The following is a 22,888-nucleotide window of genomic DNA, read 5'->3' as shown; positions in this document are numbered from 1 at the left end:
TCTCGCTGGCTGATAAAAACGGCGGGAAAACGCGGCGCTGGCTGCGCCGGAACGTTATTTTAAGACCGTGAGGCGGCGCGTGCGCAAAATTGGCCGAAAAACACGTTGCGCCGCAACAGTGACAGCGGCATGACAAGCTGCGTTTCCGCGTACCCCGGCGCGTTCATGACGGCTGTCCTGCCTTCCAGCGCGCCGTCACGGCCGCGATGCGCGCGCCGAACACCTTTGCCGTGTCGAGGTCGCCGGGTGGAGGCGCTTCGTCGGGCGTGGCGTCGGCAGGCGACTGCGAGAGCAGGCCCGCGAAGCCACCGATGAAATTCAGGTCGTTGCGCGTCGCCGCCTTCGTGTTGGCGGGCATCATGCCCATGCCCGCCCAGATCATGCCGTGCTGCATCGCGAGGGTGATGAAATACTGGATCGTCGAGAACTTGTCGCCGTTCATCGACCCCGAGTTGGTGAAGCCCGCCGCCACCTTGTCCTTCCACTTTTGCGCGAACCACGGTTTCGAACTCGCGTCGGCGAACTTCTTGAAGTCGGCGGACGGGCCGCCCATGTAGGTCGGCGCGCCGAAGATGAGGGCGTCGGCCGTGTCCAGCTCGGCCCATGCCGCGTCGTCCAGTTCACCGACCGCGATCATCCTTGCATCGGCTCCACCGTCGAGCGTGCCCGCGAGCACCGCTTCGGCGAGCTTCTTCGTATGGCCGTAGCCGCTGTGATACACGATGATGATTCTTGACATAGACAACTCCCTCGTTGCAAATCGCGATTCGATCCCGAATGAGTGGACGTGAGCCTCGCTCATTCTGTCACCGGGCCTGAGTTGTTCGAGACGCGGCGAGATAACTGCGGCATCGCCCTTATCGCTGATGCGAAAGACTAGCGGCCGTAGGTGACGGTCATGCGTGCGTAGCCGAGCGTTGCCGTGCTGATCTCGTGGTCGAACATCAGCGACGGCCGTCCTTGCGCGAGCCTGAGGTTCGACGTGTTCAGCGCGTACACGGTGATCACGTAGCGATGCGGCTTGCCGGGCGGCGGGCAGGGCCCGCCATAGCCGTCGACGTCGAAGTCGTTGCGCGCCTCGACGGCGCCGAGATTCTTAAGAAAGCCGGACGCGCTCGCGTTTTCCGGCAGCCGGTCGACGTTGGCAGGAATACCGACGACGGCCCAATGCCACCAGCCGCGTCCGGGCGAATCGGGGTCGAACATGGTGACTGCGAAGCTGCGCGTGCCGTCGGGCGGGTTGTGCCAGTTCAGTTGCGGCGAGCGGTTAAGGCCTTTGCAGTCGCCGCGGTCGAACACCTGCGCGTTGTCGACCGTGCCGCCTGTGCGAAGGTTGGCGCTCGTCACGGTGAACGCGGTGTCGGCAGAGGCCGCGCCCGCATGAAGTGCGAATGAAAAAACGATGAGCGTAGCAACGCGCGATCGCTCGACAAACAGAAACGGCAGCAACGAACGGCACGAACGAGACGACGGGGGCGGAACGACCGGGCAACGCAAGTGCATGTGCCGAATCTCCTGTCAGGCTCGTAAAGAAATGTCCTTACGAGGGATTGTTGTCCTTTTTTGTGCCCAAGGGACAAATCGAGTCTAACATTACATCTTATGAGGCCATTTGTGCTTTGCGAGGGGCCAGTACGGCGCGAAATCAGCTATAGTCGCTGGCCATCAAGGAAATTTCTGAGCAACTGAACCGCAGCATTAAGACGATCAGCACGCAAAAGAACACCGCGATGCGCAAGCTCGGACTCGAAAGGGATTCCGAACTCTTTCAGTACGCGCAGAGTAATGGCTTGATGAATCTGTCGTCGTATGCGCCGGGCGAGCTGGATACCGGCAGCAGCCCTTCGCAGGGAAGTTCCTAAGCGCGATCTCAGAAGCTGGCTGTCGGATTCTCAAATCGGGAAAACGGATCAAATAAAAACGCCGCCTGTCCTTAAGACAGGCGGCGTTTTCGTATGCTCGCTGAATCAGGCTGCTCGCTTATTGCGGTGCCGCCGTTGCGCCGCCGTGCGCTGCCGACCACTCGGCAGGCGCGTGCAGGAATTTCTCGACTTCATCGAGCGTCTTCGTTTCGAAGTAGCCCTGTTCCTTCGCGACGCGCAGCACGTCCCACCACGTGGCAAGCGCGTGCAGATCGACGTCGATATCCTTCAGAACCGACACGCTTTCCTTGAAGATGTTGTAGTGGAACAGCACGAAGCAATGGTTCACCTGCGCGCCCGCCGTGCGCAGCGCGTTGATGAAGTTGATCTTGCTGCGGCTGTCGGTGGTCAGATCTTCGACCAGCAGCACGCGCTGACCTTCCGTCAACAGACCTTCGATCTGTGCATTGCGGCCGAAACCCTTCGGCTTCTTGCGCACGTATTGCATCGGCACCATCAGGCGGTCCGACAGCCAGGCAGCGAACGGAATGCCCGCTGTTTCACCGCCGGCGACGGCGTCGATCTGCTCGTAGCCGACGTCGCGCAGAATCGTCGCTTCTGCCATTTCCATCAGGCCACGGCGCACGCGCGGATACGAAATCAACTTGCGGCAGTCGATATATACCGGGCTCGCCCAGCCGGAAGTGAAGATGTACGGTTTTTCCGCGTTGAAATGCACTGCCTGGACTTCCAGCAGCATTTTGGCGGTCGTGTCGGAGATCGTCTGGCGATCGAAGCCTGTCATGGGCGAATCCTTCGGTGTGATGAGCTTGGAGGGCGGGCGCGGGGCCCTGTGGCGCAGCAGGCGAACGTTTCGCGCCTGGTGGGCGAAACATGCCGGACGAGTTGAGAAACAGGCCGGTTTGCTGCGCGCGTAGCCCAATATTTTACCCGATTCGGACTGTTCCCAGGGCGGAAGGCGGCGAAAGCGGGTAGGCGCGGCAGCCGGACGTGCGTTTCGCCTATGCATTCTGGCCAGGTTGTGACACCAATCTGGCGCCTTTACACTCACGGCAAATTATCCCAGACGGCCTTCGGATGGCCTTCTGCTCACGTCTGCTGCAAGGTTGCCGCTCATGAACATCGCCCCTTCTACGACTCAGGCCGCGCAGGACGCCCGTCCCGGCTATGCGGCGCGCGCGCTGATCGCGTCGGTGCTCGGCTACGCGATGGACGGCTTCGACCTGCTGATTCTCGGCTTCATGCTGCCCGTCATCGCTGCCGACCTGCACCTTTCATCGACGCAAGCCGGGTCGCTGGTGACATGGACGCTGGTCGGCGCGGTCGCGGGCGGCGTGATTTTCGGCGTCTTGAGCGACTACTTCGGACGCGTGCGCATGCTCACGTGGACGATTCTCATCTTCGCGGTCTTCACGGGCCTGTGCGCGCTTGCACAAGGTTACGGCGATCTGCTCGCGTACCGGACGATCGCGGGCATCGGGCTGGGCGGCGAGTTCGGCATCGGCATGACGCTCGTTGCGGAAGCTTGGCCAGCGGCACAGCGGGCGCGCGTGTCGTCGTATGTCGGGCTTGGCTGGCAGCTGGGTGTGCTGGCGGCGGCGCTGCTTACGCCGTTACTGCTGCCCGTGATCGGCTGGCGCGGGATGTTCGCGCTCGGGCTGCTGCCCGCCGTCGTGTCGTTTTTCGTGCGGCGGCGCGTCGAGGAACCGGCGCTCTTCACCGAGCGCGTCGCGCGCGGCATGCGCAAGGCGCCGATGAAACTGCTCGTCGCCGACGCCCGCACGATCCGCGCAAGCGTGGGCGTCGTGATTCTGTGCTCGGTGCAAAACTTCGGCTATTACGGCCTGATGATCTGGCTACCCACTTATCTGTCGAAAACCTTCGGCTATTCGCTGACGCGCTCCGGCTTATGGACGGCCGTCACGGTGCTCGGCATGGCCGCCGGCATCTGGCTGTTCGGCGTCGCGGCCGACCGTTTCGGCCGCAAGCCCGCGTTCCTGTTCTACCAGGCGGGCGCCGTGGTGATGGTGTTCGTCTACTCGCAACTGAGCACGCCATTCGCGCTGCTGATTGGCGGCGCAGTGATGGGCATGTTCGTGAACGGGATGATTGGCGGCTATGGCGCGTTGATCTCTGAGCTGTATCCGACCGATGCCCGCGCCACCGCGCAAAATGTGTTGTTCAACATCGGCCGCGCGGTTGGCGGGTTCGGGCCGGTTGCCGTCGGCGCGCTGGCCGCGCGGTTTTCATTCGCGACGGCGCTCGGCGTGCTCGCTTCGATCTATCTCCTCGACATTCTCGCCACGCTCTTTTTGATCCCGGAACGCCGCGGCGCAACGCTCGAATGAGCCTTGCCGCCGTGCGGCGGCGGGCGGGGTGGAAGTGTTTCCATGTCGCGCTGCAGCAAGCGCTGGCGCGGTTTTGGCTTATCCATCCGGTACAAAACCTACCCCGAACCGTCGCATCCGGGGTGTACACTGGTCGACCCGAAAAAGCTCAGCGTCGTTTGCTTTCCGCTGAGGTTTGACGCCGCGCCCAACCGGCGCACGCGAGAATCGCCGCCGTCGAGCAACCCGTCGACCTTGGCCAGCGCAGCACGTGACATTGAGCCGGGCCCAATTATCAACGTCTCGCAGGTTAGAAAATGGACGAACAACTGAAGCAAAGCGCTCTCGCATATCACCAGAACCCGAAACCCGGCAAGATTTCGGTCACCCCGACCAAGCCGCTTTCGAACCAGCTGGACCTGTCGCTGGCGTATTCGCCGGGTGTCGCAGCCGCGTGCATGGCCATCTTCGACGAGCCGCTCGACGCGCAGAAGTACACGTCGCGCGGCAACCTGGTCGGCGTGATCACGAACGGCACGGCCGTGCTGGGTCTCGGCAACATCGGGCCGCTCGCCGCGAAGCCGGTGATGGAAGGCAAGGGCTGTCTCTTCAAGAAGTTCGCCGGCATCGACGTGTTCGATATCGAGCTGAACGAGTCCGATCCCGACAAACTCGTCGACGCGATCGCGATGCTGGAGCCGACGCTCGGCGGCATCAACCTCGAAGACATCAAGGCGCCCGAATGCTTCTACATCGAGAAGAAGCTGCGCGAGCGCATGAAGATTCCCGTTTTCCACGACGACCAGCACGGCACGGCGATCATCGCGTCGGCGGCGATTCTCAACGGCCTGAAAGTGGTCGGCAAGAAGCTCGAAGAGGTCACGCTGGTATGCTCGGGTGCGGGCGCGGCGGCGATCGCCTGTCTGGACCTGCTCGTGAATCTGGGCCTGTCGAAGAAGAACGTGCTTGTCGTCGATTCGAAGGGCGTGATCTACGAAGGCCGCGGCAACCTGGACCCGTCGAAGGAACGCTACGCAGCGAACACCGAAGCGCGCACGCTGGCTGACGCCATCAAGGGCGCGGACGTATTCCTCGGCTGCTCGAGCGCGGGCGTGCTGAAGCCGGAGATGGTCAAGGAGATGGGCACGCAGCCGCTGATCCTCGCGCTCGCGAACCCGGAGCCGGAAATCCGCCCCGAAGAAGCGAAGAAGGTGCGCCCGGACTGCATCGTCGCGACGGGCCGTTCGGACTATCCGAATCAGGTCAACAACGTGCTGTGCTTCCCGTTCATCTTCCGCGGCGCGCTCGACGTCGGCGCGACGACGATTACGGAAGAAATGAAGCTCGCGTGCGTGCGCGCGATCGCTGAACTCGCGGAAGAAACCGATCAGGGCGATGAAGTCGCGAAGGCGTACGAAGGTCACTCGCTCGAATTCGGCCCCGACTATCTGATTCCGAAGCCGTTCGATCCGCGTCTGATCATCAAGATCGCGCCCGCCGTTGCGCAGGCCGCGATGGACTCGGGCGTCGCGACGCGTCCGATTCAGGACATGGACGCGTACCGTGAGCAGCTCGGCGCAACCGTCTACCGCACGGGCATGGTGATGCGCCCGGTGTTCGCGGCAGCGAAGGCGCAACCGGCGCGCATCGTGTTCGCGGAAGGTGAGGACGATCGCGTGTTGCGCGCTGCGCAATTCGTGCTGCTCGAGAAGATCGCGAAGCCGATTCTCGTGGGCCGCCCGAGCGTGATCGAGATGCGTCTGAAGAAGATGGGCTCGAAGCTCAAGTGCGGCGAGGATGTCGAGATCGTCAATCCGGAAGACGATCCGCGTTATCAGAAGAGCTGGCAGGCGTATCACGAGATCGGCGCGCGCGAGGGCGTCACGCCGGAAGTCGCGAAGGCAGCGATGCGCAAGTTCAACACGCTGATCGGCGCGATTCTCGTGCATCTCGGCGACGCGGACGGCATGATCTGCGGTCTGATCGACACGTATCACGAGCATCTGAAGTTCGTCGAGCAGGTGCTGGGCAAGGCGGAGAAGGTGGACAACTTTGCCGCGATGAATCTGTTGATGCTGCCGGGCCGCAATCTCTTCATCAGCGACACGTACGTGAACGAAGTGCCGACGGCCGAACAGCTCGCCGACATGACGATCCTCGCCGCGGGTGAAATCGAGAAGTTCGGGATCGTTCCGAAGGTCGCGTTGCTGTCGAACTCGAACTTCGGCAGCGTCCCGTCGTCGTCTTCGGCACGCATGGCGGCTGCGCGCAAGCTGATCGCCGAACGCGCGCCGCATCTCGAAGTGGACGGCGAAATGCACGGCGACGCCGCGCTGTCGGAAGCGGTGCGCAAGGCCGCGTTCCCCGGCACGACGCTGACGGGCGAAGCGAACCTGCTGATCATGCCGAACGTCGAAGCGGCGAACATCACGTACAACCTGCTGAAGATGATCGGCGGCGAAGGCGTGACGGTCGGTCCGTTCCTGCTCGGCGCGGCCAAGCCGGTGCACATCCTGACGCCGGCCGCGACGGTGCGCCGGATCATCAACATGACGGCTGTCGCTTCGGCGAATGCCAACGTGGAGCGCAACGTCGCGAAGTAAGCTTCGTTCGTTGATACGATGAAAAAAGGGCACCGCGAGGTGCCCTTTGTACTTCGGGAGTGGCAGAACGTTATGCTACGTGCCGCTCAACCCCACCCATCGGCGCGCGCCACTTCGCGAGCAACGACGTCCACTTCGCCCGCACGCCCTTCAGGTTGTTTTCCTTGACGTGGCCGTAGCCGCGAATCCCATCCGGCAGATTCGCCAGCTCGACAGCCAGCGCACGCTTCTCCGCGGTCAGCCCGCCGACCAGTTCATGCACCAGCGTCTCATACTCGACGATCAGCGCCCGTTCGGTGCGACGCTCTTCCGTCTTGCCGAACACATCGAGCGCCGTGCCGCGCAGAAACTTCATCTTCGCGAGCACGTGCATCGCGTTGAGCATCCACGGACCGTACTGCTTCTTCACCAGATGCCCATGCGCGTCCTTCTTCGACGTGGCCGGCGGCGCGAGGTGGAACTTGAGCTTCCAGTCGCCCTCGAAATTCGACTTCAGCTTCTCGACGAACGCCGGGTCCGAATAGAGACGCGCCACTTCGTACTCGTCCTTGTACGCCATCAGCTTGTGCAGATTCTTCGCGACGGCTTCCGTCAACAGCATCTGGCCGTCAGCGGCATCGAGCTTCGTTTCGGCGGCGCGCACTGTTTCGATCAGCTTGCGGTAACGCGTCGCGTACGCTTCGTTCTGATACTCGACGAGATACTGTGCGCGCTTGTCGATCAGCGTATCGAGCGCCTTCGGCGTATGCAGTGAAACGATCTTGCTGCTCGCGGCATTCGCCGTGTTGCCGTCATCGAAACGATCTTGCATCTGCGCGAGCTTGCGCACGGCAGCCAGATCGTGAGCCGCGCGGCGGCCCCATTCGAACGCCGCGAGATTCTTCTCGACCTGCACTGCGTTCAGCTCGATCGCGCGAACCAGCGACTCGTGCGTGAGCGGCAGCCAACCCTTCTGCCATGCGTAGCCGAGCACGAACGGGTTCGTGTAGATCGCGTCGCCGAGTAGCGCAACCGCGAAGTGATTCGCGTCGACGGCGGCGACTTGCTCGTCGCCCGCTGCCGCGCGCACGTCCGCATCGGCGCTTGCGCCGGGGAAGCGCCAGTTCGGGTTCTTGATGAACTCCGCGGTCGGCGTCGGCGCGCTGTTCAGCACGACGTGCGTTTGACCGGCCTGCATCCGCGACACGCATTCGTCGCTGGCCGTCACGAGCGAATCACAGCCGATCACCAGACTCGCTTCGCCCATCGCGATACGCGTCGCGTGGATGTCGGCGGGCTGGTTCGCGATCTGCACGTGGCTCATCACGGCGCCGCCCTTTTGCGCGAGGCCCGTCACGTCGAGCACGGTGACACCCTTGCTTTCGAGGTGCGCAGCCATGCCGAGCAGCGCGCCGATCGTCACGACACCCGTGCCGCCGACGCCCGTCACCAGCACGCCATACGGCTTCGCGATGGCGGGGACTTCGGGATCGGGAACGGGCGGCATCGCGTCGCCCGCGACACCCGACGCCTGCGGCTTGCGCAATTGCCCGCCTTCGACCGTCACGAAGCTCGGGCAGAAGCCCTTCAGACACGAGTAGTCCTTGTTGCAGGTCGACTGGTTGATCTGCCGCTTCGTGCCGTACTCGGTTTCGAGCGGCTCGACGGACAGGCAGTTCGACTGCACCGAGCAATCGCCGCAGCCTTCACAGACCGCTTCGTTGATGACGACGCGCTTCGCCGGATCGGGATAGGCGCCGCGTTTCCGACGGCGGCGCTTCTCGGTCGCGCAAGTCTGGTCGTAGATCAGGATCGTCGTGCCTTCGATCTCGCGCAGTTCGCGCTGTACGTCGTCAAGCTGGTCGCGATGATGAATCGTGATACCGGGCGCAAGACCGACGTTCGCGTTGTACTTCTCCGGCTCATCGGTGACGATCACGATCTTCTTCGCGCCTTCGGCGGCGAGCTGATGTGTGATCTGCGGCACCGTCAGCACGCCGTCGACGGGCTGGCCGCCCGTCATCGCGACGGCGTCGTTGTAGAGAATCTTGTACGTGATGTTCGCCTTCGACGCGATCGCCGCGCGAATCGCGAGCAGGCCCGAATGGAAGTACGTGCCGTCACCCAGGTTGGCGAACACGTGCTTGTCGTTGGTGAACGGCGCCTGGCCGACCCACGCGACGCCTTCGCCGCCCATCTGGCTGAACGTGCTGGTGCTGCGGTCCATCCACACGGTCATGTAATGGCAGCCGATGCCCGCCATCGCGCGCGAGCCTTCGGGCACATTCGTCGACGTGTTGTGCGGACAGCCGGAGCAGAACCACGGCTTGCGCTCCGCCTGAACGCGCGGGCGCGCGAGCGCCTTTTCCTTCGCTTCAATTACCGCGACGCGCGTGGCGATGCGCGCGCGCACGTCGGACGGCAGGTCGAACTTGTCGAGCCGCGTTGCAATCGCCTTCGCGATCAGCGCGGGCGAGAGTTCATAGTGCGCGGGCAGCAGCCAGTTGCCCATCGGCACCGACCATTCGCCGCCTGCGCCGTCCTTCTCGTCGAACTTGCCGAACACACGCGGACGCTGCGCGTCGGGCCAGTTGTACAGCTCTTCCTTGATCGCGTATTCGAGAATCTGGCGCTTCTCTTCGACCACCAGAATTTCTTCGAGGCCACGCGCAAAAGCTTGCGCGCCTTGCGCTTCGAGCGGCCACACGCAGCCGACCTTGTATAGCCGAATGCCGATGCGCGAGCATGTTTCGTCGTCGAGGCCTAGATCGGTCAGCGCCTGTCGCACGTCGAGATACGCCTTGCCGCCCGTCATGATGCCGAAGCGCGCGTGCGGCGAATCGATCTCGACGCGGTCGAGCTTGTTCGCGCGCACATAGGCGAGCGCGGCGTACCACTTGTAGTCGAGCAGACGCGCTTCCTGCACGAGCGGCGGATCGGGCCAGCGAATGTTTAGGCCGCCTTCGGGCATCGCGAAGTCGGTCGGCAGGATGATTTGCGTGCGGTGCGGATCGATATCGACGGAAGCCGATGATTCAACCACGTCGGTCACGCACTTCATCGCGACCCACAGGCCGGAGTAACGGCTCATCGCCCAGCCGTGCAGGCCGAAGTCGAGATATTCCTGCACGTTCGACGGAAACAGCACGGGCAGGCCGCATGCCTTGAACAGATGTTCGGACTGGTGCGCGAGCGTCGACGACTTGGCGGCGTGATCGTCGCCGGCGAGCACGAGGACGCCGCCATGTGGCGACGAACCGGCCGAGTTGCCGTGCTTGAACACGTCGCCCGAACGGTCGACGCCGGGACCCTTGCCGTACCACATCGAGAACACGCCGTCGTATTTGGCGCTGGGATAGAGGTTGACCTGCTGCGAGCCCCACACGGCGGTGGCGGCGAGGTCTTCGTTGACGCCTGGCTGGAACACGACCTGGTGCGCGGCGAGATGCTTCTTCGCCTTCCACAGCGACAGGTCGAGACCGCCGAGCGGCGATCCGCGATAGCCCGAGATGAACCCGGCTGTATTGAGCCCGGCGGCCTGGTCGCGTTCCTGTTGCAGCATCGGCAGGCGGACCAGCGCCTGGATGCCGCTCATGTACGCGCGGCCGCGTTCAAGCGTGTATTTGTCGTCGAGCGTGACGGAAGTCAGCGCGGCTTCGAGCGAGGCTCGCTGACCGGCGTCTAGCGGGGCATTCATTATGTGTACTCCTCCACCCAGTTTGGGATCACCAAAACCTGCTTGGCCTCGGCATCTTGTGAATGCTTCGGCCGGGGTCGCCATGTTGACGGCTTTCGTTCGATGGTAGCACTGGTGAAAACCCGCCGCCTATCGTCGGAAACACCACGGTGCGGGACGGGTCACGAACGAAATGTCATCCGTATGACCGCGTGCGAGCTTTTTCGTTTGCCGCTGTTACAGGGTGTAAAAGCTTGCAACGTGCGGAACTGGGCTTGAAATGTCGGTCTAAACTCCCCATCTGCATGAATCGCAACGTTCCGCATGCGGCGGAGCTTCGCTGTGCAGTCGAAAAAGGAGTACGCATGAACACAAGACACATCCAGACCTTCCTGATGGTCTCGGCAGCATTCTTCGCGATGAGCGCGCCGATGCGCCCGAACAGCGCCAATGCGCTCGCAAATGCCGTCACGCGCACCACGCAGGTCGCCGCGACGACGGTCGCCGTGAACCAGCGGCGCGAGTCCGACGACACGGAGCAGCGTGGCTGACGCGCTCTGGCGGGTGATCGGCTGATCATCCGCGGCGTATGAACAGATGAGAGCCGGTTGAGGGAGAGAAAAGCCGGTTCCAAAATGCGAAAAGGCGAGGATCATACGATTCCTCGCCTTTTCTTATTTGGCGCTAACTCTTTCGCAGCGGGTCAGGTCTTGTCCTGCACGACACCGCGACGAATCTGATCCAGTTCGATCGATTCGAACAGCGCCTTGAAGTTACCCTCGCCGAAACCCTGGTTGCCCTTGCGCTGGATGATCTCGAAGAAGATCGGTCCGATCTGGTTCTCGGTGAAGATCTGCAGCAGCAGGTCGTCGTGTTCGCCGTCGATCAGAATCTTGCGCTTGCGCAGTTCGTCCAGCGGTTCACCGTGATTCGGCACGCGGCGGTCGACGAGTTCGTAGTAGGTGTCGATCGTGTCGAGCAGCGAGATGTTCGACGCGCGCAACCCGTCTACCGTGCGGTAGATATCGTCCGTGCCGAGCGCGATGTGCTGAATGCCTTCGCCGCGATACGCGTCGAGATATTCCTGGATCTGGCCCGCCGTTTCCGAACCTTCCTCATTGATCGGAATGCGGATCTTGCCGCACGGCGACGTCATCGCCTTCGACTTGACGCCCGTTACCTTGCCTTCGATATCGAAGTAGCGCACTTCGCGGAAATTGAACAGCCGCTCGTAGAACTCGGCCCATTCCTGCATGCGTCCGCGATGGACGTTATGCGTCAGGTGATCGATATAGGTGAGGCCGTTGCCGACGGGATTCGGGTTCGCGCCTGGAATCGGCTCGAAGTCGACGTCATAAATGCCGATGTCGCCGATGCTGTTCGGCGCCGCGCCGTTCTTGCCGCGCCAGCGGTCGACGAAATAGATCAGTGAATCGCCAATCCCCTTGATGGCCGGAATGTTCAGCTCCATCGGGCCCGTCTTGTTGTCGAAGCCCCATGCGCCGAGTTCGAGCGCGCGCTGGTACGCCTTTGCCGCGTCCTGCACGCGGAACGCGATCGCGCAGATCGAAGGGCCGTGCAAACGTGCGAAGCGCTGCGCAAACGAGTCGGGCTCGCCATTGACGATGAAGTTGATCTCGCCCTGACGGTACAGCGTCACGTTCTTGTGGCGATGCTTCGCGATTGCCGTGAAGCCCATGCTCTCGAACAGCTTGCCGAGCGCGACGGGGTCCGGCGCGGTGTATTCGATGAACTCGAAGCCGTCGGTGCCGACGGGATTCTCCCAGGTAGAAACCTTCATGTCTGTCTCCTCGACTGTGTGCGGGGCGCGTCGCGCGATCTGATGAAGAACAGTGTAGTTGCCGCCTCAGGAAGAAAACTTGCGAAATTATTCGAGGAACACTACGCTCGGGCTATTTTCTGGCGCGTAATACGCCTCGGATGGCAGAACATGGCTCAAATTGAGATAGACGTGATCGACCGGCGCATTCTCGCGATTCTTCAGGAAAACGGGCGGCTGTCGAATCAGGAGATCGCCGAGCGGGTGAACCTGTCGCCGAGTCCGTGCTTGCGGCGCATCCGCAGGCTGGAGGAAACCGGCGTGATTCGCGGTTATGTCGCGCTGCTGGATTCGCAGATGCTCGGGCTCGATCTGCTCGCCTACGTCAACGTGCGGCTAGAAAAGCGCGGCGGCCCGGCTCTCAGCGCACGCGCCGACGGCACGCCGGGGCGTGCGGGCGCGACGCATTCGGAACTGTTTCGCGTGGCGGTGCAGGGATGGCCGGAGGTGGTCGCGTGCTACGCGATGACGGGCGATATGGACTATCTGCTGCGTGTGCAGGTGCGCGACATGGCGCACTTTTCGCGGTTTGTGCAGGACCAGTTGCTGCGGCATCCGTCGGTGATCGACGTGAAGTCGAGCTTTTCGCTGGAGAAGTTCAAGGAGACGACCGCGCTGCCGCTTTGAACGACGGGCGCGACAGGCGCGTTGGGCAAAAGAAAAGGGCGGCTCCGTGAAGAGCCGCCCTTTCTGGATGTTCCGTTTCGCTGAAACTTACGCGGCGATCGCGGTCGGAATGAACGACTCGATCAGCTTCGACGTGTTGCGCGCCTGGCGCTTGAGCACATAGTCGAACACGGCGGCTTGCTCCTGCAGCATCTCCGAGATGATGCTGTTCTGATCCGCGGGCGTGAGCGTCAGATAGGCGTCCGCTTCGCCGTACGCGTATTCGATCTTCATGCCCGCCTTCTTGGCGATGTGCATCATCGTCGTGTTGCGCGACAGGCAGTGGATGTACAGCGTCGTGACGTGCGTGTTGCGGCTGCGGATGGCGGCGCGCTCGAAGAGCTTCGTGCCGATACCCTGGCCGCGCACGCTTTCCGACACCGACACGCCGAATTCAGCGGTGCGTGTATCGCCTTCAGCCGGCAGATACGCCAGATGGCCGGCGCCGACTAGTTGCAGTTGACGGTCGAATACGCCGAACACGGTGTCGCGGCTGAAATCCAGCATGCGAACATAGTTTTCGATGACGTGATCCGGCGTGACCTGACCAAAGCGCAGCAGGCGATCGTCTTCGTCGAGTTCGAGGAAGTGAGCGAGCAGACGCTCGCGGTCTTTCTCGCTGAGTTCCCGGATCAGAACAGGCGAGCGGCCGGCGACGTTCAGCAAGCGATCGACCACGATCGGCTCGGCGGCGCGGACAGTTTGCAGATTCATGGTGGGTTCTCCTTTTAGCTATGCGGCATGATGCGCCGCAATAAGCATTCTAATGGAAAACCCGAGGTAGCACTGGGGAAAACCCTGATACAAGCCGAGGGTGGGGTCTAAAATTATGTGCGATGAGTACTATGTTATTGATTTTTAAGAAAAATATATGAGTCGGTCGCGCGCCGTGGTTGCGTCGTCTTGTCACAACGACGGCACGGTAATTGCTGCATGACAGCATCCATGTGAGGCCGGGCGCGTGGCGGCGCGGACCTCAACGACCGCCAGCGCCACCGTCCGATGCACTCGCGGCCAGCCCGTGATCCACCATCGCGACCACCTGTTCCGCGAATTCCCGATAGCCCATCGGGCCGCCCGGCTTCAGCCAGGTGAACGTCCAGTTGATCATCCCGAACACCATCATCGTGAGGGCGGTCTGGTTTTCGCGCGCCACGCTCTCGGGGTACGCGCGCGCCAGTTGCCGCGCGAACGCGGCGACCACGTCGCGCTGACGGTTCAGGATGATCTCGCGCTGCGCTTCGACCAGATATTTGACGTCGTTCAACAGAGCGACGTGCCGACTGTGCGACGTCTCGTACTCGGAGAGGAACGCGCGGATCAGCTCGGCGAAGGTCTCGCGTTCGGTGAGTCCGCGCCGCTGGCTCGCGCCTTCGACCTCGGCGATGATCAGCATCAGTCGCTTCGTGTAGCGGTCGAGCAGGTCGAAGAGAATCGCTTCCTTGCTCTCGTAATAGTGATAAAGGCGCGCTTTCGACGTGCCGCTCGCCGCAGCCAGATCGGCCATCGACGTGCTGGGATAGCTCGTTTGAGCGAATTTTTCGGCGGCCAGATCGAGGATCTGGTCACGCTGGCTTTCATGGTCTGGGGCTCGTGTACGGGCCATGATTATTCTGGTTGGTCTTATATGGGAGAAAGGGTTGTGCGCGTGACGTGCATTTCGAGAGAACGCCAGTCATTCGCGTCGCCGCGCAACTGCAACTGGCCAGCGGCCGCGAGTTCGCGCAGCCGCCACAGCACGAGGCTGTCGCTGACCAGCAAGCCGTTATCCGCCGCCATCACGTAAGCGGCGGCGCGCCCGGCGGGCTGCCAGCCTTCGACGGCGTGTTCGAAGATCAGCGCGTCCAGTTCGGCGAACGTGCCAGTCGTAAAGGTGTTGTCGTGCCAGCGGCGCAGCTCGGCGTCGACGACTTTCACTTCCTGCCATTCGAGCGCAAGCCTGCCAATGCGCAGCACCGAAATCGGCGCGGCGCTGCGCAGGCGCTTTTGCAGCAGATCGGGCGCGAACATGCCGACTGAGGTCGCGCGATCGGGGCGGTGTAGCGGGGCGCTTGCGTCGCCCGTCAGGTCGTCGATCGACAGACGCACTTCGTTGAGCCGCTGCGGCATCTCGCGCAGATGGAAGCACACGCGGCGCAGCGTCAGCTGATCGGCGGCGCTCTGGCCGTGCCACACGACCACATGCGTCGTATCGTCGACCACCGCTTTCAGCTCGTTCGCTTGCTGTTCTAGCTCGGCGAGAAAATCGCGCGTGGTGTCGCCGATGACGCCTCCCCAGAAGTCGGCGCGTACCTGCGGCGCTTCGTCGATGCCATGCAACGGGCCGACGGCCAGATCGTCGCGTAAGGCCAGCACGATATCCGTCCGGCGCGCCTGGTCGAGCGCCTTGCGCAGAGAATCGGCGGCGACGTCGCCGTTCGCGATGTGGATCGTGCTCATGGTCATTGACGGGCGGTTCGCGCGCGCTTTGAGCGCAATGCGAAGCGCAGTTCGATCACTCAGTTCGGTCAGGTAACGGAAAAGGCCGCCCGTCCGAGGAATGCGTTTCCCCTGACGAGCGGCCCCTAGTGTAAGCGGATCGCGTGTGTGCCGAAAGCGACGATGCGCACGTTCGGTGCATGGCGCACTGCGCCATGCAGGCGTCAACGTTCGTCGTAGCTAACCACGACCTTGTCGCTGATCGGATGGCACTGGCAGGTCAGCACGTAGCCGTCGCGGATTTCGTGCTCTTCCAGCGTGTAGTTCTTTTCCATCTTCACTTCGCCTTCGAGCACCTTCGCGCGGCAGGTGCAGCAGACGCCGCCCTTGCACGCATACGGCAGCGCCAGTCCGGCGCGCAGGCCGACGTCGAGCACGCTCAAACCCTGATACGGCAGGCGCAGCTTGCGCTTTTTGCCGTCGAGCACGATTTCGAGATCGGCGGCGGGGGTGTCGTCGGTGATTTCTGCAAGGGGGACGCCCGCCTGCGGCAGCGGCGTGCCGAAACGCTCGACGTGCACCTTCGCCTGGGGCACGCCCGCCGCGTTCAGCGCGGCTTCGGCGGCGTCCATCATCGGACCGGGGCCGCAGATGAAGGCTTCGTCGATCGAGTCCACAGGCACGAGCGTCTCAAGGAACGACTCGCACTTTGCCTGGTCAAGCACGCCGTTGAACAGCTCGACGTCCTGGATATCGTCGGACAGCACGTGATACAGCACGAAGCGGTTCATGAACCGGTTCTTCAGGTCTTCGAGCTCTTCGGCGAACATGATCTGATCGACGCTGCGGTTCCCGTAGATCAGCGTGAACGTGCTGCGCGGCTCGATTTCGAGCGTCGTCTTGACGATGGCCAGCACAGGCGTGATGCCCGAGCCGCCCGAGAACGCGACGTACTGCTTGCCGTGATCGGCGTTCAGGTGCGTGAAGAAGCGGCCGTCGGGCGTCATCACGTCGAGCGTGTGGCCGGGTTGCAGCGTATCGAACGCGAAGTTCGAAAAGCGGCCGCCGCGCACGCGCTTGATGCCGATGCGCAACTCGCCATCGCGGTCGTAATCGGTGACGCCGACGCAGATCGAATACGAACGGCGCGTTTCCTCGCCGTCGATGTGCGTCTTCAACGTGACGAACTGGCCCTGCGTGAAGCGATACTGCTCGCGCAGTTCGACGGGGATTTCGAAGGCGACGGAGACCGCATCGGCGGTTTCGGGCCGCACTTCCCGGATGCGCAGCGGATGAAATTGCGGGGTGGCCATATCAGTACGGTTTGAAATAGTCGAAGGGTTCGCGGCAGTCGACACAGCGGTACAGCGCCTTGCAGGCTGTCGAGCCGAATTGCGCGAGGCGTTCCGTGTGCTTCGAGCCGCAACGCGGGCAGGCGGGCGCGGGCAGCGACCGCGGGACGAAGCGGATCACTTTCTCTTTCTGTCCGACGTTCGCGCCGGCGTCGCCGCTGCCACAGTTGCCCGTTGGCGGTGCGATGCCGTAGGCGCGCAGCTTGTCGCGGGCGTCGTCGGTGATCCAGTCGGTGGTCCAGGCGGGCGCGAGCACGGTTGCCACGCGATACGGCGTGAAACCCGCCGCATCGAGCGCATGGCCGATGTCTTCCGCGATCTGCGACATCGCCGGGCAACCCGAGTAAGTCGGCGTGATGACGACTTCGAGCGCGCCGTCGGCAGCGTGGCGCACGTCACGCAAAATGCCCAGTTCGCGGATCGACACGACGGGGATTTCCGGGTCAGGCACGGCTTCGAGCACGGCCCACGCCTGGGCGAGCGCGTGATCCGGTGCCACGGCGGCTGTTTGAGCGGTCGACATCATCGTGGGTTTCACCTGTTGGATCGACGGATTACCAGCTTGCGCCTGGATGCTGGCGCGCGAGGCTTTGCATTTCGGCAAGCAGGAAGCCCATGTGCTCCGAATGCTCGCCGTACTTGCCCGTCGTGATGTGCTTGACGGGCTCGGGCAGTTTCAGCGTCGCTTCGTCGAGCGCGGCGCGCACGTCTTCGAGCCACACCGCTTCAATTTCGGACGTCTTCGGGCCGACACCGGCAGCGGCGATCGCGTCTTCCGTCGCGTCCGCGCTGAAAAATTCGCGCGTGTACGGCATCAGATAGTCGAGCGCAGCTTGTGCGCGGGCATGGGATTCGTCCGTGCCGTCGCCGAAACGCACGAGCCACTCGTGTGAGTGATGCACGTGATACTGCGTTTCCTTAATCGACTTGGCGGCAATGGCAGCCAGCTGTTCGTCCGACGAACCCGTCAAGGTCGACCACACGTGCAGCATCAGCGTCGAGTACAGGAAGTTGCGAACGATCGTGACCGCGTAGTCTTTATCGGCGCGCGCCGTGCCCGCGAGCGGCCCGACATGCGGCAGCTCGGCAAGCGTGTAGTTCGCGAACTCGCGCTCGGCGCGGAAGAACGCGTAGTCGTCTTCCGTGCGGCTTTTGCCAGTCAGCGTCTTTTCCAGATCGGCGGCGTGCGTGTACAGCAGGCGCGCCTGGCCGACCAGGTCGAGGCTCATGTTCGACAGCGCGATGTCTTCTTCGAGAATCGGGCCGTGGCCGCACCATTCCGCGTTGCGCTGACCGAGGATCAGCGCGGTGTCGGCGAGGCGCAGCACGTAGGCGAGATGTTGGGGTGTGATAGTCATGACGCGCGCTTACATGTGGTTGACTTCGTCAGGCAGCTGATAGAACGTCGGATGGCGATAGATCTTGTCCGCCGCCGGTTCGAACAGTTCTGCCTTGTCGTCAGGCGCCGATGCCGTGATCGCCGACGACGGCACCACCCAGATGCTCACGCCTTCCTGCCGGCGCGTGTAGACGTCGCGCGCCATGCGCAGCGCCATCGACGCGTCCGACGCGTGCAGGCTGCCGCAATGCTTGTGGTCGAGTCCCTGCTTGCTGCGCACGAAGACTTCCCAGATCGGCCATTCCTTGTTCATCGCTATCTCCTTCCAGATTCGGGGCGCCACTCAGGCGGCGTGTTGCTGCGCGCGCTGGCGCTGTTTTTCGGCATGGGCGAGGGCGGCTTCGCGGACCCAGGCACCGTCGTTGTGCGCCTTCACGCGCGTGGCGAGGCGTTCCTTGTTGCACGGGCCGTCGCCGTTGACGACGCGCCAGAATTCATCCCAGTCGAGGTCGCTGTAGTCGTAGTGGGCGCGTTCTTCGTTCCACTTCAGATTCGGATCCGGCAGCGTGACGCCCAGTACCTTCGCCTGCTCGACGGTCGCGTCGACGAATTTCTGACGCAGGTCGTCGTTCGTGATGCGCTTGATGCCCCACTTGGCCGACTGGTTGCTGTGGACGGAATCCTTGTCGCTCGGGCCGAACATCATCAGCACGGGATACCACCAGCGGTTCACGGCCTGCTGGACCAGCTCGCGCTGCGCGTCGGTGCCTTTCATCATCGCGAGCAACGCGTCGAAGCCCTGGCGTTGATGGAACGACTCTTCCTTGCAGATACGGATCATCGCTCGTGCATACGGACCATACGTGCAGCGGCACAGCGGAATCTGGTTCATGATCGCCGCGCCGTCGACCAGCCAGCCGATCACGCCGACGTCCGCCCAGGTCGGCGTCGGGTAATTGAAGATGCTCGAATACTTGGCCTTGCCGGAGTGCAGCCCATCGATCATCTGGTCGCGCGACACGCCGAGCGTTTCAGCTGCGCTATACAGATAGAGACCGTGGCCGCCTTCGTCCTGCACCTTGGCCAGCAGGATCGCCTTGCGCTTAAGGCTCGGCGCGCGCGTGATCCAGTTCCCTTCCGGCAGCATGCCGACGATTTCCGAGTGCGCGTGCTGTGAGATTTGACGGACCAGCGTCTTGCGGTACGCGTCGGGCATCCAGTCTTGCGGTTCGATCTTGCCGTCGGCGGCCATGACTGCGTCGAAACGGGCCTGCTCGGGCGAACTGGCAGCCGCGTCGAGCGGGGCGACGTTGCCGGGGATGTCGAGGGATTGCGTGTACATGTCGAACGCTCTCGTCATGAGTAAGTGTGTGTTCGGCAGTATAAACCAACCGGCCGGTCGGTTAATAAATTTTTCGAGATACGCCGGTAGGGGTTTGCACTATGCAATCGTGCACAATGAGCGGCTTATGTCCTCAACCATTTTTCACCGATCAGTCGCAATGACCACTCGTTCTCTCGCCGTCGTGTGTGGCGCGGTTCTGTCTTCCTTTCTGCTGGTGTCGGCTCCCGTTTCTGCTGCCGAAAACTCGCCTTGGGTCACCACCTGGGCGACCGCGCTCCAGCCGATTCCACAAATATCCAATCCGCCTCCGCTGTACCGGGCGCCTGATGTTGCGGGGCGGACGCTTCGGCAGATCGTGTATCCGACGCTTTCGGGCGAGGTCGCGCGCATCCATATAAGTAATGCGTATGGGAAAGCGCCGTTAGTCATCGAAGATTTGCGGATCGCGCGCTCCGGTGCCGGCTCGGCCGTTCAGGTTGGGACGGAGGCGCGGGTGACTTTCGGCGGAAAGTCGGCCGTTAGCGTGCCGCCGGGCGGAGAAATCGATAGCGATCCCGTCCGTGTCGGGATCTCCGCCGGAGTGCCGTACGCGGTCAGTAGTTATATGGGGCGCGAGCAAAAATTGATCGCGTGGCATCGCGTGTCGAGCCAGGTCAACTATCTGTCGATTCCGGGCAACCATGCCGGCGACGCCTCCGCCGACGCTTACCGGCAGCGGATCACGCAGTTCGCGTGGGTAACGGGCGTGCAGGTCGAGGCGCCTTCGTCGTCGACGATTGCGGCGATCGGCGATTCGATTACGGATGGGATGCGCTCGAGCCTGAATCAGAACCGACGCTGGCCGGATGCGCTGGCGCGAAGGGTGGCGCAGGGCGGCGACAAGTCGGTGGCGGTCGTCAATCTGGGGATCAGTGGAAACCGGCTGTTGACGGATTCGAGTTGCTACGGGGACGCGCTCGCGTCGCGCTTCGGGAGGGACGTGCTGGCTCAGCCGGGCGTGAAGACGGTGATCCTGCTGATCGGTATCAATGACATCAACTTCGCAGCGATGCCGGCGCATGGCGGCCTGGATTGCGACGCTCCGCATACGCAGGTGACGGTGGATGGCCTGATCGCGGGCTACAAGCGCGTGATTGCGGCGGCGCATGCTCGCGGAGTGCGGATTTTCGGCGCCACATTGACACCGGCGGCGCTGCCGACGCAGCGCGAGGCGATTCGCACGGAGGTGAATCAATGGATCCGGACGAGCCACGCATTCGATGGCGTCGTGGATTTTGACGCCGCGCTGCGCGACCCTACCGATCCGACGCGCCTGCGGCGCTCGTTCGACAGTGGAGACCAGATCCATCCCAGCGACGCAGGCTATTCGGCGATGGCGGACGCGATCCCGCTGCAGCCGGTGGTTGGCGGTTTGAAGTGACCCTTGAAAAAACTTTGCGTCACACCCTTGTCACGGGGTGCGGGATGGCCTAAGATTCGCGTCCTCGTTGAGCAGCACGGAGTTGGGTGCGACGCAACGGGGCCGCGGCAGAAACGGCGCGGTCGTGAAGTCAGCAGGGTTTTTCAGGCGATGCTAAAAAAAACCGGTTGACGAAGCGAAAAAGGTTCTTCATAATCTCGTTTCTCTGCTGCTGACGCAGCAACGTGGTGAAAGCAAGGCGCTTCCCGCGAATGTTCTTTAACAATCAACAGCCGATAAGTGTGGGTGCTCGATGGCGGCGCGCGGTGATCTTCGGGTCGCCGAACAAGCGAAAGTAATCGAGTCTCACACGGAAGTAATTGAGGAAGGTTCGACGGATTGAGAAATTCGACCGAATCATTCGTCAGTGATTTTGAGTGAGCGACCGGTTGGTAAAACAACCGAAAAACAGTAACAGGTTTGAACTGAAGAGTTTGATCCTGGCTCAGATTGAACGCTGGCGGCATGCCTTACACATGCAAGTCGAACGGCAGCACGGGGGCAACCCTGGTGGCGAGTGGCGAACGGGTGAGTAATACATCGGAACGTGTCCTGGAGTGGGGGATAGCCCGGCGAAAGCCGGATTAATACCGCATACGATCTCTGGATGAAAGCGGGGGACCGAAAGGCCTCGCGCTCAAGGGGCGGCCGATGGCAGATTAGCTAGTTGGTGGGGTAAAGGCCTACCAAGGCGACGATCTGTAGCTGGTCTGAGAGGACGACCAGCCACACTGGGACTGAGACACGGCCCAGACTCCTACGGGAGGCAGCAGTGGGGAATTTTGGACAATGGGGGCAACCCTGATCCAGCAATGCCGCGTGTGTGAAGAAGGCCTTCGGGTTGTAAAGCACTTTTGTCCGGAAAGAAAACTTCCTGGTTAATACCTGGGGAGGATGACGGTACCGGAAGAATAAGCACCGGCTAACTACGTGCCAGCAGCCGCGGTAATACGTAGGGTGCGAGCGTTAATCGGAATTACTGGGCGTAAAGCGTGCGCAGGCGGTTCGCTAAGACCGATGTGAAATCCCCGGGCTTAACCTGGGAACTGCATTGGTGACTGGCGGGCTAGAGTATGGCAGAGGGGGGTAGAATTCCACGTGTAGCAGTGAAATGCGTAGAGATGTGGAGGAATACCGATGGCGAAGGCAGCCCCCTGGGCCAATACTGACGCTCATGCACGAAAGCGTGGGGAGCAAACAGGATTAGATACCCTGGTAGTCCACGCCCTAAACGATGTCAACTAGTTGTCGGGTCTTCATTGACTTGGTAACGAAGCTAACGCGTGAAGTTGACCGCCTGGGGAGTACGGTCGCAAGATTAAAACTCAAAGGAATTGACGGGGACCCGCACAAGCGGTGGATGATGTGGATTAATTCGATGCAACGCGAAAAACCTTACCTACCCTTGACATGTACGGAACCTTGCCGAGAGGTGAGGGTGCCCGAAAGGGAGCCGTAACACAGGTGCTGCATGGCTGTCGTCAGCTCGTGTCGTGAGATGTTGGGTTAAGTCCCGCAACGAGCGCAACCCTTGTCCCTAGTTGCTACGCAAGAGCACTCTAGGGAGACTGCCGGTGACAAACCGGAGGAAGGTGGGGATGACGTCAAGTCCTCATGGCCCTTATGGGTAGGGCTTCACACGTCATACAATGGTCGGAACAGAGGGTTGCCAAGCCGCGAGGTGGAGCCAATCCCAGAAAACCGATCGTAGTCCGGATCGCAGTCTGCAACTCGACTGCGTGAAGCTGGAATCGCTAGTAATCGCGGATCAGCATGCCGCGGTGAATACGTTCCCGGGTCTTGTACACACCGCCCGTCACACCATGGGAGTGGGTTTTACCAGAAGTGGCTAGTCTAACCGCAAGGAGGACGGTCACCACGGTAGGATTCATGACTGGGGTGAAGTCGTAACAAGGTAGCCGTATCGGAAGGTGCGGCTGGATCACCTCCTTTCCAGAGCTTCGCGTCTCAAAGTTGAGCGCTCACACTTGTCGGCTGTTA

Annotated in this window: 18 protein-coding genes, 1 rRNA gene and 1 pseudogene; 7 read left to right on the top strand and 13 right to left on the bottom strand. The window is 62.1% G+C overall.

The features are described from left to right. Nucleotides 1-163 precede the first annotated feature (163 nt). Together C2L64_RS17070 and C2L64_RS17065 are read right to left on the bottom strand one after the other, a co-directional pair. Nucleotides 164-739 (bottom strand): flavodoxin family protein, encoded by a 576-nt coding sequence (locus C2L64_RS17070; RefSeq protein WP_090838236.1) that lies wholly within the window; start codon nt 737-739, stop codon nt 164-166. A gap of 137 nt (nt 740-876) precedes the next feature. Continuing rightward, nucleotides 877-1,503 carry a YbhB/YbcL family Raf kinase inhibitor-like protein gene (locus C2L64_RS17065; RefSeq protein ID WP_090838235.1) on the bottom strand — a complete coding sequence of 209 codons (627 nt, stop codon included), beginning with the start codon at nt 1,501-1,503 and terminating at the stop codon, nt 877-879. A 155-nt stretch (nt 1,504-1,658) separates the two neighbouring features. On the opposite strand from C2L64_RS17065, the pseudogene C2L64_RS17060 reads away from it, so the two are divergent. Next, a pseudogene (locus C2L64_RS17060) lies at nt 1,659-1,862 on the top strand (LuxR C-terminal-related transcriptional regulator); the annotation flags it as partial. Nucleotides 1,863-1,980: 118 nt separating this feature from the next. Here C2L64_RS17060 and C2L64_RS17055 read toward each other — a convergent pair. Then, the gene (locus C2L64_RS17055; RefSeq protein WP_007730809.1) at nt 1,981-2,667 is read right to left on the bottom strand and encodes an orotate phosphoribosyltransferase; all 687 of its coding nucleotides are present in this window, start codon (nt 2,665-2,667) and stop codon (nt 1,981-1,983) included. A gap of 331 nt (nt 2,668-2,998) precedes the next feature. On the opposite strand from C2L64_RS17055, the gene C2L64_RS17050 reads away from it, so the two are divergent. After that, nucleotides 2,999-4,231 (top strand): MFS transporter, encoded by a 1,233-nt coding sequence (locus C2L64_RS17050; protein ID WP_090838233.1) that lies wholly within the window; start codon nt 2,999-3,001, stop codon nt 4,229-4,231. A gap of 296 nt (nt 4,232-4,527) precedes the next feature. Then, nucleotides 4,528-6,813: an NADP-dependent malic enzyme gene (locus C2L64_RS17045; RefSeq protein WP_090838231.1), complete on the top strand. Its 2,286-nt coding sequence runs from the start codon at nt 4,528-4,530 to the stop codon at nt 6,811-6,813. Nucleotides 6,814-6,883: 70 nt separating this feature from the next. Here C2L64_RS17045 and C2L64_RS17040 read toward each other — a convergent pair whose 3' ends face one another. Next, a complete protein-coding gene (locus tag C2L64_RS17040) occupies nt 6,884-10,489 on the bottom strand; it encodes an indolepyruvate ferredoxin oxidoreductase family protein (protein ID WP_090838230.1) in 3,606 nt (1,201 codons plus the stop codon). A 344-nt stretch (nt 10,490-10,833) separates the two neighbouring features. Here C2L64_RS17040 and C2L64_RS17035 point away from each other — a divergent pair, with 344 nt between their 5' ends. Further along, nucleotides 10,834-11,019 (top strand): hypothetical protein, encoded by a 186-nt coding sequence (locus C2L64_RS17035; RefSeq protein WP_007733517.1) that lies wholly within the window; start codon nt 10,834-10,836, stop codon nt 11,017-11,019. Between the two features lie 152 nt (nt 11,020-11,171). Here the strand turns inward: C2L64_RS17035 and hppD are convergent, their stop codons facing one another. Beyond that, on the bottom strand, nt 11,172-12,269 hold the full coding sequence (gene hppD / locus C2L64_RS17030; RefSeq protein ID WP_009769937.1) for a 4-hydroxyphenylpyruvate dioxygenase: 1,098 nt from the start codon (nt 12,267-12,269) through the stop codon (nt 11,172-11,174). Nucleotides 12,270-12,419: 150 nt separating this feature from the next. Between hppD and C2L64_RS17025 the strand changes: the two genes are divergently transcribed. Then, complete coding sequence (locus tag C2L64_RS17025; protein WP_079498816.1) at nt 12,420-12,935, top strand: Lrp/AsnC family transcriptional regulator; 516 nt, start codon at nt 12,420-12,422, stop codon at nt 12,933-12,935. 87 nt (nt 12,936-13,022) lie between these two features. On the opposite strand, the gene C2L64_RS17020 is transcribed toward C2L64_RS17025, so the two are convergent. The 8 genes from C2L64_RS17020 to paaA all read right to left on the bottom strand — a co-directional run bounded on the left by C2L64_RS17020 (nt 13,023) and on the right by paaA (nt 19,425). Continuing rightward, nucleotides 13,023-13,688 carry a GNAT family N-acetyltransferase gene (locus tag C2L64_RS17020; protein WP_007733504.1) on the bottom strand — a complete coding sequence of 222 codons (666 nt, stop codon included), beginning with the start codon at nt 13,686-13,688 and terminating at the stop codon, nt 13,023-13,025. A 262-nt stretch (nt 13,689-13,950) separates the two neighbouring features. After that, the gene (locus C2L64_RS17015) at nt 13,951-14,580 is read right to left on the bottom strand and encodes a TetR/AcrR family transcriptional regulator (protein WP_007733503.1); all 630 of its coding nucleotides are present in this window, start codon (nt 14,578-14,580) and stop codon (nt 13,951-13,953) included. A gap of 17 nt (nt 14,581-14,597) precedes the next feature. Next, a complete protein-coding gene (locus tag C2L64_RS17010) occupies nt 14,598-15,413 on the bottom strand; it encodes a DUF1835 domain-containing protein (protein ID WP_176133937.1) in 816 nt (271 codons plus the stop codon). Nucleotides 15,414-15,616: 203 nt separating this feature from the next. After that, nucleotides 15,617-16,705 (bottom strand): 1,2-phenylacetyl-CoA epoxidase subunit PaaE, encoded by a 1,089-nt coding sequence (paaE, locus tag C2L64_RS17005; RefSeq protein ID WP_090838226.1) that lies wholly within the window; start codon nt 16,703-16,705, stop codon nt 15,617-15,619. A gap of 1 nt (nt 16,706) precedes the next feature. Beyond that, a complete protein-coding gene (gene paaD, locus C2L64_RS17000; protein ID WP_009769934.1) occupies nt 16,707-17,270 on the bottom strand; it encodes a 1,2-phenylacetyl-CoA epoxidase subunit PaaD in 564 nt (187 codons plus the stop codon). A gap of 28 nt (nt 17,271-17,298) precedes the next feature. Further along, on the bottom strand, nt 17,299-18,102 hold the full coding sequence (gene paaC, locus C2L64_RS16995) for a 1,2-phenylacetyl-CoA epoxidase subunit PaaC (protein WP_009769933.1): 804 nt from the start codon (nt 18,100-18,102) through the stop codon (nt 17,299-17,301). Between the two features lie 9 nt (nt 18,103-18,111). Further along, nucleotides 18,112-18,396, bottom strand: coding sequence for a 1,2-phenylacetyl-CoA epoxidase subunit PaaB (gene paaB, locus C2L64_RS16990; protein WP_007733491.1), 285 nt, complete (start codon nt 18,394-18,396; stop codon nt 18,112-18,114). A 30-nt stretch (nt 18,397-18,426) separates the two neighbouring features. Further along, on the bottom strand, nt 18,427-19,425 hold the full coding sequence (gene paaA / locus C2L64_RS16985) for a 1,2-phenylacetyl-CoA epoxidase subunit PaaA (RefSeq protein ID WP_007733490.1): 999 nt from the start codon (nt 19,423-19,425) through the stop codon (nt 18,427-18,429). Between the two features lie 160 nt (nt 19,426-19,585). Between paaA and C2L64_RS16980 the strand changes: the two genes are divergently transcribed. After that, nucleotides 19,586-20,848 (top strand): SGNH/GDSL hydrolase family protein, encoded by a 1,263-nt coding sequence (locus C2L64_RS16980; RefSeq protein ID WP_090838224.1) that lies wholly within the window; start codon nt 19,586-19,588, stop codon nt 20,846-20,848. A 461-nt stretch (nt 20,849-21,309) separates the two neighbouring features. Continuing rightward, a 16S ribosomal RNA gene (locus tag C2L64_RS16975) occupies nt 21,310-22,840 on the top strand. Nucleotides 22,841-22,888: the final 48 nt, after the last annotated feature.

This window comes from Paraburkholderia hospita, assembly GCF_002902965.1.
Lineage (GTDB): Bacteria > Pseudomonadota > Gammaproteobacteria > Burkholderiales > Burkholderiaceae > Paraburkholderia > Paraburkholderia hospita.
The sequence above is the reverse complement of the archived record's forward strand: the minus strand, read 5'-3'. Positions and strand labels throughout refer to the sequence as shown.